Below are 15,277 nucleotides of genomic sequence, written 5' to 3' on the forward strand. Positions count from 1 at the left end.
CCGAAGATCTTCCAGGTCAACTGGTTCCGCCGCAGCGCCGACGGGAAGTTCCTGTGGCCCGGCTTCGGCGACAACGTACGCGTGCTGAAGTGGGCCCTGGAGCGCCTGGACGGTGCGGCCGAGGCCGTCGAAACCCCGATCGGGTATGTGCCGGCCCCGGACGCGCTCGATCTGAACGGAATGACCGACGCGCAGCGTGACCTCGCCGCCGCCGCGCTCGCGGTGAACGTCGACGAGTGGGTGAACGAAATCGGTTCGATTGACGAGTGGTACGCCACCATCGGCGGCAACCGACTGCCCGACCAGCTACGCGAACAGCTCGCCGCGCTGAAAACCCGTCTCGCCGAGGAACGTTCGACGGACGCCGCCGGGGCGCGCTGATCGTGAGGGCCCTGCTGCCGACCTGGTCGGATTGGAGACCGGCGGTCCGCTCCCCCGGCGCAGACCTGTTGTCCGGATTGATCGTCGCGCTGGTGGCATTGCCGCTGGCGCTGGGCTTCGGCATCAGCTCCGGCCTCGGCGCGGCGGCCGGTATCGCGACGGCGATCGTGGCGGGCGTGGTGGCCGCGGTGTTCGGTGGCTCCCGCTTCCAGGTGTCCGGGCCGACCGGGGCCATGACGGTGGTTCTGGTACCGATCTTCCACCAGCACGGCGCGAGCGGGGTGCTGGCCGTGGGGCTGCTGGCCGGCATCGTGCTGGTGGTGCTCGCGATCGCCGGGGTCGGGCGCGCGGTGCGCTACATGCCCGCCCCGGTGATCGAGGGCTTCACCGCCGGAATCGCGGTCGTCATCGCCCTGCAGCAGTTCCCGTCCGCCCTCGGCATCGCCCACGCGCACGGCGAGAAGGTGTGGCAGACCGCGTTCGACGCGGTACGCCACTATGTTTCACAGCCGCACCACGTGACGCTGGCGACCGCGCTGATCGTGGCGGCGATCGTGCTGATCGGCGGCCGGTACCTGCCCAAGCTGCCGTTCGCGCTGATCGCGGTGGCGGTCGCCACCGTCGCCGCCAAGGTGTTCGATCTCGATCTCACACCCATCGGGTCGGTCCCGGCCGGATTGCAGGCTCCCACACTCGGATTCGTGCATCTCGACCAGCTGGGCACGCTGATCGCGCCCGCGCTGGCCGTGGCCGCCCTCGCAGCGCTGGAGTCGTTGCTCTCGGCGACCGCCGCCGACGGCATGGCCGTCGGCACCCGCCATGACCCGAACCGCGAACTGTTCGGACAAGGGCTGGCAAATATCGCTGCACCCCTGTTCGGCGGCGTCCCGGCCACCGGCGCCATCGCCCGCACCGCAGTCAATGTGCGCTCCGGCGCACGCACCCGGCTCGCGGCACTCACCCACGCGGTCGTGCTGGCCGCGATCATCTATCTCGCCGCTCCACTGGTCGCCGATATCCCCTTGGCCGCGCTCGCCGGCGTGCTGCTGGCGACCACCGTGCGCATGGTGGAGACCGCGTCGCTGGCGGCCATCGCCCGCGCCTCGAAAGGCGACGCCGCCATCATGGCGGTGACCTTCCTCGTCACGGTCGCGCTGGACCTGGTGACCGCGGTCGCTGTCGGCGTCGGCATCGCGGTGCTGCTGGCACTGCGATCGGTCGCTAAAGAGGCTCGGCTGCAACGGATTCCGCTGGATGTCCCGGCCGACGACACCGATCATCTGGCCGAGGAACACGACCTGCTGCACGACCACATCGTGGCCTATCGCATCGACGGTCCGCTGTTCTTCGCCGCCGCCCACCGGTTCCTGCTCGAACTCGCCGAGGTGTCCGACGTGCACGTGGTCATCCTGCGGATGTCCCACGTCACCGCCCTCGACACCACCGGCGCACTGGTGCTCAAGGACGCCATCGGCAAACTCGAGCACAACGGCATCGCGGTCCTCATGTCCGGCCTGCGCGACGACCACCGCCGCCGCCTCGGCACGATCGGCGCCCTGCCGGTCGGCGGTGACAGCAGCATCTTCGAACACACGCCGGACGCCATCGCCCGTGCCCGCTGCTACCTGCCCGACCCAGTGAAAGCACCCTGCCCATGACCGAACGCACGACACCGACACTCGCACAGCGCATCCGGTACATCAGCGGAGGCACACTGCCGCCGTCCATGGCCGACTGGGTGATCAACGACCTCACCGGCGCCGGCGCGGCCCGCCGCTACCTGCTGCGCATCCTGATCCCGATCATCCCTCCGCTGTGCCTGTTCCTGCTCATCCCCGGACCACTCTGGATGGGCCTGGCCATGATGGCGCTGCTCTACCTGCCACTGATCTACTTCACCGCCGCCCTCATGTACGTCTACCGCCGCGCCCGCCTCGCCAAACACGGCCTCGATCCGGCACTGGCCGATCAGCGCGAACGCCAGCGCGCCGCCACCGACCGCGAGGCCTACGAGCGCCGCCACGGCCGGGCCTGAGCCCTGTCGGCAGCCAATCACGCTGGCATTGCAACTGATTGCGAAATTTCTGAGATCGAACATTACGTCCGCTCGAGCCCATGAGAGTGAGGCACTGCGAGTGACCAGCCATATCGATTCCGGTCGAGGGAACACCGCGGCCAATCGTGGGAGACCCGACTCGAGAGGCATGGGCGCCGCGGTGGTCGCGGTCTGGGGCAGCCGCGCCAATCAGACCTCCGATATTCGCGATCAGCGACTGGTCCCTACGGTCGCGCGGCATGTGAGCAGAGTTCTCGGCACACCCATCGAGGGCAGTCCCCATACGCACCCGTAAGGCGTCGAGCCGCCGTACCCACTCGTCAGCAGGGAGGACCTCGTGATCACCCCCAACCGATTCCGGTCATGCCACCCCCGGCCCGGTGTTCCGAAAGCCACGCCCACCCCACTCGGCAAATCGGACAGAGACAGGCGCATGAAGGTGATCTCCGACCTCGAGCGGAATATCAGCGCACTCGAAATCCCCGAACTGGGGTACTCGACGATCTCCGATCATGCCGCCGTGCACGTGCTGAACTCGACCAGCTTGGCCGTCGTCATCCTGTGCGGGCACAATGCGCACATCATCGAGCGCACACTCCGCGCCCAGAACTACGGAACCACCGACATCCACATCGACCAGGACATCATCACGGTCACCATCTGACCGACCTCCAGGCATCCAACGATGCGTCGGTCAGGGGCAGGTGATCCATTGCCGCGGAGCGGAGTTCGAGTCGGTCAGCCGCGATCGCACCGCGGAAGCGCTGTCCCGCTTCGGTGAGCATGGCGGGAGAGATCGCGATAAGTTGGCGCCAACCGCGTCGGCAAAACCCATCTAGGCTTCAGCAATGATCGACATCGCAGGCACTCTGAGCCCTTCCCAGGAAACGCGACTGCGCGAAAGTATCGGACGCCAGACGTTGCTCACCACACTCGGGATCGGAATTGCAAGCCTGGCGTCCGGCCGCGTTGTTCTCGAATTGCCGTTCCGCGACGATCTGTGCCAGCAGAACGGTTTCGTTCACGCCGGTGCCATCACCACTCTGGCCGATTCGGCGTGCGGCTACGCGGCCATGTCGCTGCAACCACTCGACCGCGACATCCTCACCGTCGAATTCAAGGTCAATCTCATGAGTCCGGCTGTGGGACAGCGGTTTCTAGCGACGGCGACGGTCGTGCGGTCCGGCCGCACCCTCACCGTCTGCACCGCCGAAGTCGTTTCCGACGCCAACGGCGCGGGCCCGGTGGCTCTCATGCAGGCCACCCTCATGGCAATGCCGTCCTCCTGATCGGCGGTCGTTCCAGCACAGGCGAATCGTCTGCCCTTGCCGAATCCCTTGCTGGCCAAGGCATTGGATACCTTGGCCGCCATGCCGGTGGCGCGGCCGGCGTTGACGACGTCGACGGTGCTGGTGGGTGTGGTCGTCGGCATGGTGGGTTGCGGCGCGTGTACGCCGAAGGCGGTGCGCACCGCCATTTTGATGGTGGCCGGGTCGACGACGTTGACGTCTTGGCCGTCGATGGTCTGGTATCCCTGCACCGGCAGAGTCAGAAATTCGATCGGAATCGAACCGGCCTTGCCCATGGTCTGAGCGAAGTCGAGCACGTTCCAGCCCTGGGCGAGCACCACATCGTTCTGCGCGGCGTTGATCAATTGCTGCAGTTTGCGATGTTGGTGCCGGACTCCTCGAGTTGCTCGGCGTCAGAGGTGAGGAACGCTTGCTGGCGGTGGGTGCCAACGTGGAGCGCTCAGCGGCGGTCCGTGGCTCGGCGCAGATCTGGCGAACTCCCAATCCGGGATCCCCTACAGCCAGGGGTGGCACGGCTTCGTCCTCCATCTCGGCAGCCCTCACATGACGGTCCCCTGGAAGCGCCGAGAAAAACACCCAGCCAGATCGTGTCAAATCCTGCACGGGCTGATTTGGCCATACGTTCCAGGAGGCCGGCACCGGATTCGCCGAGGTGGGTGAGACCGGAACGGCGCAGTTCGTAAAGGCCCCAGTTCAGCACTGCGAAACGCCTGCCGCACTGGGCATTCCAGCGGCGAAAGTTGCCACTGCGGGAATAGGACGGCCCGAAAATCTGTTGGCAATTCAAGGCTGAGACTGAATTCAGGAGTCGAACAGCTCACGGCGCCCGTCGCCGAGGCGGGTGTCGCCACTTCGATCCGGAGGTGATTCCCATGCTGAGGTTCGATCCGTTCCACGACATCGATGCGGTAGCCCGCCAGCTCCTCGGGGAGACCATGGGCACTGCACGCGCACCACGTTTCATGCCGATGGACCTGTTCAAGGCCGGCGACCACTACGTCCTCAACGCCGACCTGCCCGGCGTGGATCCGGGCTCGGTCGATGTCAGCGTCGACAACGGCACGCTGACCCTGAAGGCACAACGCAGCCTCCCCAGCGACGAGCACGTGCAATGGATTGCATCCGAGCGCTTCGCAGGGAGCTACATGCGTCAACTGTCCCTCGGGGAAGGCGTCGACACCGAGAACATCCACGCCACCTACAACGACGGCGTGCTGTCGGTGACCCTGCCGATCGCGGAGAAGGCCAAGCCGCGGCGGATCGAGATCAGCGGCATGGGCCAGCAGCCGAAGACGATCGAAGCCGGCCGTTCCAGCAGCAGCTGAAGAACCGGACTTCCCCGCTGGCCGACCGTTGTCCCGACTCAGTTGGTCGAACCGGCAACGCATGCCGAGTACGCGGCAACGTCGCTCGCATCGTCAGCGGCCGCGAAGCTCAGATGCCGCCGATGATGCAGGTGCCGTTGCTGAACTGGTGGCCGCCCAGCGTGCACTCCAACTGGTCCAGCGAACGCGCCAGGGCGGAGGATCCGGTCTGCTGGAGAAAGATCTGGATCAGGTTCACACCGTAGGCGGCGGCGGATCCGGTGACGTTCGAGGAGCCGGAATCGGCGATCGGGGCAGCGGTCGAATCCGGTGCAGCCGCGGCTGCCACGGCGGCGCCGCCCGCGGTCAGCGCGGCGCAGAGGGCGGCGGTGGCGGTCAAGCGGGAAAGAGAGGTCATAGCAGTCCTGCCGATAGCGAATAATGGTGTCGCACCGGCGATTACGGTCAAGTATTGGCCGGGCGTGCGGAATGCTACGCAATTCCACGCCAGCCGGGGACTTCGAGTACGGCCCCTAATTGGAGTGCCCCGAATTCCATGGGCCGCCCCGGCCAGGGCGTATGCACTGTAGAACGGAAGTCGTCACGTGGCGACAACGGCGATCGGCCCCCGGACACAGCACTGCCCGCCGATCGTGATCGGCGGGGCAGTGCTGTGCGGAGATGCGCGAGGGCTCGAAACCGAAGGTTCAGTGGGGAATCGGGAAGTTCGCGCGGAATACGCCGTGTGGGTTGCGGGCCTGCTTGAGCTTTCGCAGCCGCTCCAAGGTGCCGGTGTCGAAAACCTCTGCGACACCGTCGCCGGCGGACAGGACGGTATACGGTTTGCGGCCGCTGACCCGCGCGCCCAGATCGGCGATGATGCGCTTCTGAGTAGCGTGGACCGCGGCAACCGTGTCGGGATCCGAGCCGATCGCCTGCAGCGACAGTGCGTAGGGCTCCGCGAACGACGGAACCGCGCCTCGGGTGGGCTCGGCGAGCGCACCTCCCAGCTGCCGGAGCTGGATGCCCATCATCGGATCGATCGGCTCGTGCAGCAGAACCTCGGCGGCGGTCTCGTCCAGCGCGGTCAGCAGCTCGGTGCGCAGCAGTCCGGGGCCCGGGGCGGTGGGCTCGTTGACGATGGCGCCCAACTCGGCCGGGGACAATTCCCGACGCGTGTCGGCGAGGACGCCGTCGATCGTGTCCAGCCGGCGCAGCAGTTCCTGAGCGCGTGCCGGTTCACCCAGGTAAGCGGTGGCGATCGCGATCATCGGCGGAGCCTGCGGCAGCTCCAGCCGATTGAGCCAGACGGTGAGCTCGGCCGGTGCGTGATCGGTGATGTCTCCGAAGGCATCCCGGACCGCCTCGGTCTGCGCGGCCGGCCAGGCGATCAGGCCACCGAACAAGGCCGGAGCCGCGAACAGATCGAACTCCATTGCCGTCACCAGCGCGAAATCACCGCCACCGCCGCGCAATCCCCAGAACAGCTCCGGATCGGATTCCGCGGTGACGCGGGCCTGACGACCGTCGGCATCGACGATGTCGAAGGCCCGGACGCTGTCGGCCGCCCACCCGTATTTGCGGCCGAACCACGACAATCCGCCACCGAGGGTATAGCCGACAACGCTGACCACCGGGGAGCTTCCGGCCAGCCCGGTCAGGCCGTGCGGCGCGGCCGCCGCCTGCAGCTCGCCCCAACTGGCTCCCGCACCGACGCGGGCACGTCGCCGCTCCGGGTCCACCTCGACCCGATCGAGCCTGCGCGTACGCACCAGGATGGTGCCCGCGGTATCACCGGAAGCGCCGTGGCCGTTGGGCTGAGCGGTCACCGACAGACCCGCGTCCCGCGCGTAGCCGACCACGGCGGCCATATCCTCTGCGTCTTCCACGTGCACGACGGCCGCGACCGGCTGGTCGATATTCAGATTCCACGGCGTCCGTGCCGCATCGAACTCTTCGTCACCCGGCAGCAGTACCCGTCCGCGCACGGCGGATCGCAATGTGTTGTGTGACACGTGAATTCCTCTCGCTGTAAGAATGTTCATCGCGCCGCGCCCGAGCCGCTGGACGAAGCCAGGCCCCGGGTGGCCGTGTCGGTTGCCGGTGAGACGGGTGTGGGCATCGGAAAGGCCGCTTCGATATGGGCGGCGGCAGTCAGCGCGCGCCGCTCGGCGAATGGGGCGGTGATCACCTGGACCCCGATGGGAAGACCCTCGGCCGAGACGCCCGCGGGGACCGTGACCGCGGGCAGGGCCAGGTAGTTGGCCGCGATCGTGAGGCGGTGCGCCGCATACATGGTCGCGACCTGTGCGGTGCCGCCGAGGTCGTAGCCGACCGGCCAGGGCAGTTCGTCCGAGACCGGGCCGAGCACGATCGGATGCTCAGCGAGGAAGCGCGACCAGGCCGCGCGGCGGGTGAGGCGCTCACCCAGCGCGGTCATGTAGCCCGCCAGGTCCAGCGGCGGGAACAGGTCGATCGCCGCGTCCACGAAGGTGTTCAGTCCGGCGCTGCCGACTCGCCGCATGGCTTCGCGGCGCTGGACCATCACCTCGGTGGAGACCAGTCGGCCGTAGTCCGCCGCCACCTCGCCCAAGTACGGCGGATCCAGTTCGGCCACCGGATATCCCGCGCGTTCGAGGGCGTCGGCGCAGCCGAGCAGCGCGGCCCGCACCTGCGGATCGATATCGTCACCGAGCATGACGGCGACCGCGCGCGGGGCGGTATCGGTCGCATCGCGCACCGGAATCCATCCGGGATCGCGCGGGTCGGCACTGTCGCCGAGTACCTCGAAGGCGGTCGTCAGATCGCGCACCGTGCGCGCCAACGGCCCTGGCGCCGCGAACAATTGGTTCGTCGGGGTGGGCGCGGGCCCGGACAGGCTCGAGGCCACCGCCACCCGGCCGGGCGTGGTGCGCAGGGAGGCGACTCCGCAGAACGCGGCGGGTACACGCAGTGAACCGCCGAAGTCGGTGCCCAGGCCGAGAGGTGTCATGCCCGCCGCTACCGCGGCGGCGTCACCACCGCTGGAACCGCCCGGACTGCGAGTCGAGTTCCACGGATTCACCGTCGGGCCCGCCTCGTCGTTGTCGGTGTGCCAGCGAGTGGCGAAGTCCGGCATGTTCGTTCGCCCGATGACGATCGCCCCGGCTCGCCGCAGTGCGGACACCGCGGGTGCGTCCGCTGCCGCGACGGCCTGTCCGAAGGCCGCCACGCCCCAGGTGGTCGGGCTGCCCGCGACATCGAGGTTGTTCTTGACGGTGACCGGAACCCCGTGCAGCGGCCCGGTCGGCGCCCTGCGGTCGGCCGCGGCCGCCTCCGCGCACGCGGTCTCGGCGAATACTGTTGTGAGCGCGCCGATTTCGGCATCGACCTGCTCGATGCGCTCGAGATGCGCCTCGACGACCTGGGCCGCGGTGACCGTGCCCTCGGCGATCAGCGCCGCGAGCGAGACCGCGTCCCGCTTCCACAGCGCACCGTCCCGGCCGGTGATCACGATGCCTCCTGTTCGGCAAATACCGCTGCGGTGCACGGTGTTCGGCTGTCGTCGACGGATTTGCCGAGGGTGATGAAGAAGAGGACCAGCCCGACGGTGAGCAGGATGTGGCCCAGACCCGCGCAGAGCGCGATCGCCTCATTGCTGCTGCTGCCCAGCACGGTGAGGGTGCCGTGCAGCGTCATGACCGCGATGGTGATGGCCAGGCCGATGTTGTACAGCCAGAAGAACCAGGCGTACAGGCTTTTCCGGGCGCTGAGCGTGAACTGCTTCTCCAAGGCCAGCACGATGAGGAAGAACAGCATGCCCAGCGCCAGCACGTGGGTGTGCACGACACCGAGCTCCGACTGCCCGGTGAAATGTTCGGCCTTGGTGATCTCGCGGTAGTAGAACCCGGAGATCAGGCCGATGATCATGTAGATGTGAGCGGTATTGACCAGCGTCTTCATCGGGTTCATCGGGCGCTCACCGGTTTTCACGGCGCAGCAGCAGCGCGCCGCTGGCGGCCACCAGGACGGCGGTGAAGCCGTGCACCGTCAGGGCGGTGGCGGTGGAGCCGCGGCGCCCCAGGATGGTGAGCATGTCGCCGGTCGGGATGAGGGCGAGGGTGAGGGTGGTGACGCCGAGGGCGCGGCGCTGCCCGGCCGCGAGCAGGGCGAGCGGAATCAGACCGGTGACCACATCGCGGACGCCTTTGACGTTCAGGAAGCCGTCGGCCTCGACGTGCGGCCACTCGGTGAAGCCGAACCCCGAGGCCATACGCTGCGGGGCGAGTAGATAACCGCCGCCGACGGACATGATGAACCCGGCTCCCAGCACGGCGCCGGCCATGCCGAGACGATCGCCGAGTCGGCGGGAACCACGGACGGAAACAACTGATTCCGTGTTCGGGAGAACGGACATGAGCACTCCTGGATCGGTGGGATACGCGTCCCGAGCATCCAGTGCGGCTCGTACCGTTCGCTGATAGTCGTTGTCAGCGAACGGTACGCAGCAGTTCGAGCACCGCCTCGTCCGGAAGCCGGGCGCCCGCGAGGAATTCCGCGCCCAGGCGCACGGGCCCGAGCGCCGCTTCCGCCTGATCGAGCGCTCGTCGCCGGAACGGGCCGATGCGGATCACCCCGGCCCTCCGGTTGATCCGGTCGGTGGCGCCGAGAATGCGGGCCGCGCGCTCCGGAGCGCCCTTCGCCAGATCAACCAGGGCATAGCCGATACCGACCTCGGCCAGCAGCGCCGCCGAGGTCTGGGCGGCCAGATCGCGGGGCAGGGCCAGCTCGCGCAGCGCGTCGTCCGGCCGGCCCGCCGCGACCAGAGTCGCCGCGTGCGCGGTGCTCACGAAGACCGCGTTCACGAAGCGGACGGTGTCGTGGCGTCCGGCGGGCGGCGGAGCGGCGGGAAGCGGATGCTCGGACATCAGCCGGTACAGGTCCAGCGCGCGGTCGTTGTCGCCGCGCAGGTGCGCCAGGTGCGCCTGCGTCGCCGCCAGGAAGCGCCCGGGCGCGGGGATGATGTGCGGGGTGATCAGGGCTTCGGCCCGGTCGAGATGGGTTGCCGCACTGTCGGTATCGCCGCCGACCAGGTGCATCTCCGCCGCGAAGAGCTGCACGCCCATGCGCTCACCGGCGCCCAGGTCGGCACTGAGCAGTTCCAGCGCGCTCGCGATCAGCGGGCGGGCGCTGTCCAGGCCGAGCATTCGGGTCCGGTAGCTGGCCAGGGAGATCAGGGCGCGGCTGTGTGACCGGGTGTCACCGTGCGCGCTCAGGCAGGTCAGCGCCGCCTCCAGGGTGGGCAGGGCGCAGGCCGGATGGTCGCCGCCCAGTTCATCGAAACCTTTTGCTATCAGCGCGTTTCCGCGTAGCCATGGATCGTCGGAGGTGGTGCACGCGGTCAACAGGCTGTCGTCGTCGCCGAGCAGGTCACGCAGCGCCAGGATGAGCACGAACATCGGGTGCGGGGGCCGATCCTCGGTGAGGGCCGCACGGGTCATCAGTTCGAAATGCCCTGTGTTGTCCAGGATTTGGCCCCACCAGATGTTGGTGAAGTACGCCGGCAGCTCCTCGGCGTACCGGCAGGCCAGATAGGCCCCGGTGCACCCCGGCGGCGGTGTGTCGCCGAGCAGGGCCAGGACCTCGCGGCGGCGTTCGGAGATATCACCGTGCAACCCGCGCAGCAGCCAATACCAGACGAGGTTCGCGTACAGGCGAACCGCGCGCTCACCGTCGCCGACGTCCAGCGCCCAACGCAGTGCGGCTTCGCAATTGCCGTGTTCGGCGATCAGGCGCGCGAGCCAATCGGGCTGTGCGGCAGTGCGCAATCCGTGGGCGGCGGCGTCGGTGAATACCAGGAAGCAGTCGGCATGGGTGCGGGCGACCTCGTCCGCATCGGCGGCGGCGGTCAATTCCGCTGTCGCATAGGCCCGGATGGTCTCGGCCATTCGATAGCGCTGTCCATCGAAGTCCACCAACGACTTGGTCACCAGTGAGGCGACCGTGTCGATGGCGTCCGGACCGCACACCCGGGTGATGGCGTCCAAAGTCGCGCCGCCCGCGAAAATCGAAAAACACCGGGCCGCTGCGGCTTCCGCATCCGTGAGCAGTTCCCAGCTCCAGGCGACGGCCGCGTGCAGGGTGCGATGGCGCGGGACTGCGTGGCGAGTGCTGTTGGTGAGCAGCCGGAAGCGATCGGTGAGCCGCGCGCTGAGGTCCGGCAGCGGCAGGCTCCGCACGCGGGCGGCGGCCAGTTCGATAGCCAGCGGCACGCCGTCCAGGCTGCGCACAATGGCGCGGATATCGGCGGAATTGCTCTCGGACAGCGCGAAATCCGGGAGGGCCGCGGTGGCGCGGTCGATGAACAGCCGGACCGCAGGCGATGCGGTGGCCGCCAGGAAGTCCGAGTCGGCTGCGGGCAGGTCCAAGGTCCGGACCGGATACAGTCGCTCGCCGTCCACGCCGATCGGCTCCCGGCTCGTGGTGAGCACCCGCAGCAGGGGCAGCCGCTGCAACAGATCGTCGATCAGGCGCGCCGTCGCCTCCACGACGTGCTCGCAGTTGTCGAGTACCAACAGCATTCGGCGGCCGGACAGCGTCCGCTCCAGCACTTCCGCCCACTCCGTGGACAATTCGTCGGGTCGCTCGAACTGTGCGAGCGCGTTCGCTATCGCCACTCCGACCGCGGTCACGGCCGGCCGGTCGGCCCGTTCTCGCTCGAGTGCGGCCAGTTCGACGAAGGCGTAACCATCCACCCAGTCCACCGCGTGCGCCCCGACCGTCTCGGCGGCCAACCGGGTCTTCCCCACGCCCCCGGTACCCGACAGTGTCACCAGTCGGGCCTCGCGCAACGCCCGCCGCACTCCTTCCACGTCGTGTCCGCGTCCGACGAAGCTGGTGTGCCGCCTGGGCAGCAGCGGAGCGGACATCTTCGATGTCCCGCTGGTCCAGGATGCTGCCGTACTTCCCGTTCGACCCGACCCGGGCGTCGTCTCGATGGCAGGTCCGTCGACTGCGGGAGTACGGGGTGGCTTCGTTTGGATGTCTGCCAGGGCCGAGCGCAGCACCTCGGCGGGTGTCGTGCCGAGCTCGTCCAGTAACAGGGCCTCGGTTTGTTGAAACTGTTGTATCGCTTCGGATGTTCGTCCCGCTGCCGCCAGCGCCCGCACGAGTCGTGCGGCCATCGTCTCGCGGAACGGATGTGCCGCAACTTCCGTGCTGAGCTCACGCAGTACCTCGCCGCCTCGGCCCAAGGCCCGCAAGGCGTCCGCTCGCAGCTCGACTGCTTCGAGCCGCTGTTCGATCAATCGCAGTGCCGCGGCGCGCAATGCCTCCGATTCCCCCGCATCGATCAATGGCTCCCCGCGCCACAACGCGAGCGCGGCATCGAAGCACACGATGGCTCGTTCCGCCTCATCGGCCGCGAGCAATGCCCGCCCCGCCTCGATCTCACGCGTGAACCGATGCACATCGACGTCCTCGGGCGCGAGTTCGAGCACATACCCGCCCCCCTCGTTCCGCACCGCCCCCGGCGTCGCCGCGCGCAACCGACTCGCCAAGGTCTGCAACGCATTCCCGGTCCCCGCCGGCGGGTTCTCCCCCCACACCCAATCCACCAGCCGCGCCGCCGGCACCACTCGCCCGGCTTCGAGCGCCAGCAACCCCAGCAATGCCCGCACCCGAGGCCCCCCGACCGACGCCCTCGTCCCGTCCGCGGCCTCCACCATCACCGGACCCAATAGCCCTACCAGCATGAATCGTCCATCCCACGATCGATCCTGCGTGGCGCCGGGCCTCTCGTCAACCTGAGCCAACCCGGGGCCTCGCCGCATCGCGGGCGTCGAACCAGTTCGGGCGGAAGCCGACGATGGCCGACAGTCGCGAGGAACGCCGATGAGGATTCCGTTCAGGTGCCCGGCGGGATGCTTTCAATCATCGGCTGCCCACCGTCGTCATTGGTGTGGCTCTCTCATGGCTTGCCTCCCACCGGGTTCCGTGTAGGGAGTGGCTGGAAGGGGTCTTCCCGACCCTTCGGTGGACCTGGCGAACCATCATACGAACCGGGCGGTGCTGGTGTACAGGCCGGACATCGTGATCCGGGCGGTAGGCACCCGGCAGCCGGTGATGCCCGATGAGCGGCCACGACGATCGCATCACCGCGTTTGGGTCGGCGGATGGCGGTGCGGGTGGATCGGCGTCTACTCGGCGTTCTATAGAAGCCACCCCAAACGCCGAACATGGTGTCAGCATCCGCGCCGCTCAACACCACGATCCTGGAGTGGGGGCGAGATCCCGACTCAGTATCAATACTGATGGTTCATCGTGTAGGGGGCGGCGCGGCAGTCGCGCCGTCCATTGCGGCGGGCATCCTGATGCGGGTTCGTGGTTTCGCCTGCTCGATCGCGACCGTCGCCTTCTCGCACTGCCGGTAGAGCGAAGGGGATTTGAACCCTGACCTCACACCGCGAGTACAGCACGCGAACCGCACTGCTGGTGAAATGCGTGCTGGTGTAATGCTTCTGAGTGCGTTCACCTAACCGAGTCGGGTAACCTAACCGAGATTGCCGCAAGGTCGAAAATGGGGGTGGAACGCGTCGGCGCAGCCTTTCGGAAACGATGACAGTGCTCGAAGAGACAATGGTCGAATCTGCGACGGAGGCGATGCTGTCGAGCGGGTTCGCGCCGCGTCCACAGGTGTACGTCCTCGACAGGACGCGTACCCAGCCCGTGCTGGGGTATGTCGTATCGCGGTTCTATGAGCAGGGTGACGACGCGGCATCGGCGATCGCGAATCTCGGTGTACTCGCCGCGGCGCTGCGTGGAACCGACCTGATCGTCTTCTGGGAAGAATCCGACCTTCGGACTTCGATCCGTGGTGCGCATCCTTCTGCGGGATATCCGATGGGCCTCGTCACGCTGCAGATCACTGAGGAGGGTCACGATCTGACGTGGCGGCCATTCGGCATCCACGCACTCGGCTATCAGCAGAATGGCCTGCCAGCCGTCCAGCCTGTATGGGGCGCCGTGGCAAGGGAATCCGGTGGCGACCTACCACTACCCATCCAGGGACTGCTCGGCAGCAGACGAGGGCTACGAGATCCATTACGCCTTGACAGTTTCTGTAACCAGTTCTAGATTTGGTGCCGCGCCCCGCGCAGCGGGCAGTGCTACTTCACAGATGCGCAATGCATTTGGGGGCTTCTTCTTCCGTCTATACGCGCTACGCGTGGCGGAACTGTTACGCAACCGAATTTTCTGAGCGGTTGGCATCGGGGGGGACTTCGCGACCCTTTGTCGACCGGAAGGGTCCGAGTGTGACTACATCCTATTTGCTCGGTGGTCATATCCCACTGACAGATTCGTCCGTCCAAGAATTCTATGACCGCTATGCGACAATTCGCCGCGCATTCGACGAGGTCGCCGAATGGACGGAACTTTCCGTCCAGGATCTGCTCGTCGGCGGCGGCAGCGGTCAAGGCAAGGAAGCGTTGCACGCTTTCGACGGATTGCGGCAGGCGACGCTGGTCGTGGGTATGTACGACGTGCTCGCCGACCGCGGCATTCATCCCGACGCCGTCGGCGGTATCAGCCTCGGCGGCGTGATCGCCGCCAGTCTGGCCGGTGCGGTCGAGCGCAGTGAACTGTTCCAGATGCTGCACCACCACCGGCTCATTCCACCGCAGTCGCCCGACTCGCGACCGCAGGGAATGGCGGTGGCCGCCTTGCGATTCGGTGACGACCCGCTCGACTACTACGGCGAGCGTCGCCCCGGAATCTATCTCGCGGCCGACTACGACGCCGCCCACGGCGGCGATGTGCACGTCATCGTGCTGTCGGGATATGTCGACGCGCTGGAGGAGTTGGTCGCCGAGCATCCGCGTCGCATGCAGATGCTGGAGGAGTATCCCGGCGCGTTCCACAGTCCCCTCGCGCAGTACGCGACGGACTTCATGGAACCCTATGTCGCCGGGATGACCTTCCGGGATCCGAAGATCACGCTGTTCTCTTCGCACACCCCGGATACCGTGTCCACGGCCGAGGAAGTGCGACAGTTCTTCCGGGACAACCACATTCGTTCCGTCGGCGTCAAGCCGCTGATGACGCAGGTCGAGCGGATCGGAACCACCACGGTGATCGGACTCGGGCCGGGTCTACCGCAGCGTCTGGTGGTGGAGCCGCTGACCATGACGTTGATTCTCACGCCCGATGAGCTGGATGCGGCCACGTCGACGCAAGCGCTGGGGTGA

The 15,277-nt window shown here is 67.4% G+C and carries 14 protein-coding genes and 1 pseudogene; 8 read left to right on the forward strand and 7 right to left on the reverse strand.

What is annotated here, in order from left to right; all coding sequences use genetic code 11:
* From ABZ909_RS15185 to ABZ909_RS15205, 5 genes are all read left to right on the forward strand, one after another.
* Positions 1-381: phosphoenolpyruvate carboxykinase domain-containing protein (locus tag ABZ909_RS15185; protein WP_356999282.1), on the forward strand; the 381-nt coding region annotated here is incomplete at its 5' end.
* Between the two features lie 2 nt (positions 382-383).
* The gene (locus ABZ909_RS15190) at positions 384-2,039 is read left to right on the forward strand and encodes a SulP family inorganic anion transporter (protein ID WP_356999284.1); all 1,656 of its coding nucleotides are present in this window, start codon (positions 384-386) and stop codon (positions 2,037-2,039) included.
* On the forward strand, positions 2,036-2,416 hold the full coding sequence (locus ABZ909_RS15195; RefSeq protein WP_356999286.1) for a DUF5313 family protein: 381 nt from the start codon (positions 2,036-2,038) through the stop codon (positions 2,414-2,416). Before ABZ909_RS15190 ends, ABZ909_RS15195 begins: the two co-directional genes overlap by 4 nt.
* A 454-nt stretch (positions 2,417-2,870) precedes the next feature.
* Positions 2,871-3,101 carry a hypothetical protein gene (locus ABZ909_RS15200; RefSeq protein WP_356999289.1) on the forward strand — a complete coding sequence of 77 codons (231 nt, stop codon included), beginning with the start codon at positions 2,871-2,873 and terminating at the stop codon, positions 3,099-3,101.
* A gap of 184 nt (positions 3,102-3,285) precedes the next feature.
* On the forward strand, positions 3,286-3,726 hold the full coding sequence (locus tag ABZ909_RS15205; protein ID WP_356999290.1) for a PaaI family thioesterase: 441 nt from the start codon (positions 3,286-3,288) through the stop codon (positions 3,724-3,726).
* A 71-nt stretch (positions 3,727-3,797) separates the two neighbouring features.
* Here the strand turns inward: ABZ909_RS15205 and ABZ909_RS15210 are convergent.
* Positions 3,798-4,022 (reverse strand): annotated as a pseudogene (locus tag ABZ909_RS15210) (LytR family transcriptional regulator); the annotation flags it as partial.
* A 597-nt stretch (positions 4,023-4,619) separates the two neighbouring features.
* Between ABZ909_RS15210 and ABZ909_RS15215 the strand changes: the two are divergent.
* The gene (locus ABZ909_RS15215) at positions 4,620-5,072 is read left to right on the forward strand and encodes an Hsp20/alpha crystallin family protein (RefSeq protein ID WP_356999292.1); all 453 of its coding nucleotides are present in this window, start codon (positions 4,620-4,622) and stop codon (positions 5,070-5,072) included.
* Positions 5,073-5,181: 109 nt separating this feature from the next.
* On the opposite strand, the gene ABZ909_RS15220 is transcribed toward ABZ909_RS15215, so the two are convergent.
* The 6 genes from ABZ909_RS15220 to ABZ909_RS15245 form a co-directional block, all read right to left on the reverse strand.
* Entirely contained in the window at positions 5,182-5,469 is a 288-nt protein-coding gene (locus ABZ909_RS15220; RefSeq protein ID WP_356999295.1) for a hypothetical protein, read from the reverse strand.
* A gap of 289 nt (positions 5,470-5,758) precedes the next feature.
* Positions 5,759-7,066, reverse strand: coding sequence for an FAD-binding oxidoreductase (locus ABZ909_RS15225; RefSeq protein ID WP_356999297.1), 1,308 nt, complete (start codon positions 7,064-7,066; stop codon positions 5,759-5,761).
* 26 nt (positions 7,067-7,092) lie between these two features.
* Positions 7,093-8,544 (reverse strand): amidase family protein, encoded by a 1,452-nt coding sequence (locus tag ABZ909_RS15230; RefSeq protein ID WP_356999300.1) that lies wholly within the window; start codon positions 8,542-8,544, stop codon positions 7,093-7,095.
* On the reverse strand, positions 8,541-9,002 hold the full coding sequence (locus tag ABZ909_RS15235; RefSeq protein WP_356999302.1) for a DUF2871 domain-containing protein: 462 nt from the start codon (positions 9,000-9,002) through the stop codon (positions 8,541-8,543). Before ABZ909_RS15235 ends, ABZ909_RS15230 begins: the two co-directional genes overlap by 4 nt.
* A 7-nt stretch (positions 9,003-9,009) precedes the next feature.
* On the reverse strand, positions 9,010-9,447 hold the full coding sequence (locus ABZ909_RS15240) for a DUF4267 domain-containing protein (protein ID WP_356999305.1): 438 nt from the start codon (positions 9,445-9,447) through the stop codon (positions 9,010-9,012).
* A 73-nt stretch (positions 9,448-9,520) separates the two neighbouring features.
* Complete coding sequence (locus tag ABZ909_RS15245; RefSeq protein WP_356999308.1) at positions 9,521-12,784, reverse strand: BTAD domain-containing putative transcriptional regulator; 3,264 nt, start codon at positions 12,782-12,784, stop codon at positions 9,521-9,523.
* A gap of 862 nt (positions 12,785-13,646) precedes the next feature.
* Here ABZ909_RS15245 and ABZ909_RS15250 point away from each other — a divergent pair.
* Together ABZ909_RS15250 and ABZ909_RS15255 are read left to right on the forward strand one after the other, a co-directional pair.
* Positions 13,647-14,165 (forward strand): hypothetical protein, encoded by a 519-nt coding sequence (locus ABZ909_RS15250; protein ID WP_356999310.1) that lies wholly within the window; start codon positions 13,647-13,649, stop codon positions 14,163-14,165.
* A gap of 50 nt (positions 14,166-14,215) precedes the next feature.
* Positions 14,216-15,277 (forward strand): acyltransferase domain-containing protein, encoded by a 1,062-nt coding sequence (locus ABZ909_RS15255; protein ID WP_356999313.1) that lies wholly within the window; start codon positions 14,216-14,218, stop codon positions 15,275-15,277.

It is taken from the genome of Nocardia sp. NPDC046763 (assembly GCF_040645495.1).
In the GTDB taxonomy this organism is placed as follows: Bacteria; Actinomycetota; Actinomycetes; order Mycobacteriales; family Mycobacteriaceae; genus Nocardia.

Coding starts and splice junctions, on each gene's coding strand:
- ABZ909_RS15195 (WP_356999286.1), top strand. CDS start 2,036: ATGACCGAACGCACGACACCGACACTCGCACAGCGCATCCGGTACATC.
- ABZ909_RS15200 (WP_356999289.1), top strand. CDS start 2,871: ATGAAGGTGATCTCCGACCTCGAGCGGAATATCAGCGCACTCGAAATC.
- ABZ909_RS15205 (WP_356999290.1), top strand. CDS start 3,286: ATGATCGACATCGCAGGCACTCTGAGCCCTTCCCAGGAAACGCGACTG.
- ABZ909_RS15215 (WP_356999292.1), top strand. CDS start 4,620: ATGCTGAGGTTCGATCCGTTCCACGACATCGATGCGGTAGCCCGCCAG.
- ABZ909_RS15220 (WP_356999295.1), bottom strand. CDS start 5,469: ATGACCTCTCTTTCCCGCTTGACCGCCACCGCCGCCCTCTGCGCCGCG.
- ABZ909_RS15235 (WP_356999302.1), bottom strand. CDS start 9,002: ATGAACCCGATGAAGACGCTGGTCAATACCGCTCACATCTACATGATC.
- ABZ909_RS15240 (WP_356999305.1), bottom strand. CDS start 9,447: ATGTCCGTTCTCCCGAACACGGAATCAGTTGTTTCCGTCCGTGGTTCC.
- ABZ909_RS15245 (WP_356999308.1), bottom strand. CDS start 12,784: ATGCTGGTAGGGCTATTGGGTCCGGTGATGGTGGAGGCCGCGGACGGG.
- ABZ909_RS15250 (WP_356999310.1), top strand. CDS start 13,647: ATGACAGTGCTCGAAGAGACAATGGTCGAATCTGCGACGGAGGCGATG.
- ABZ909_RS15255 (WP_356999313.1), top strand. CDS start 14,216: ATGCATTTGGGGGCTTCTTCTTCCGTCTATACGCGCTACGCGTGGCGG.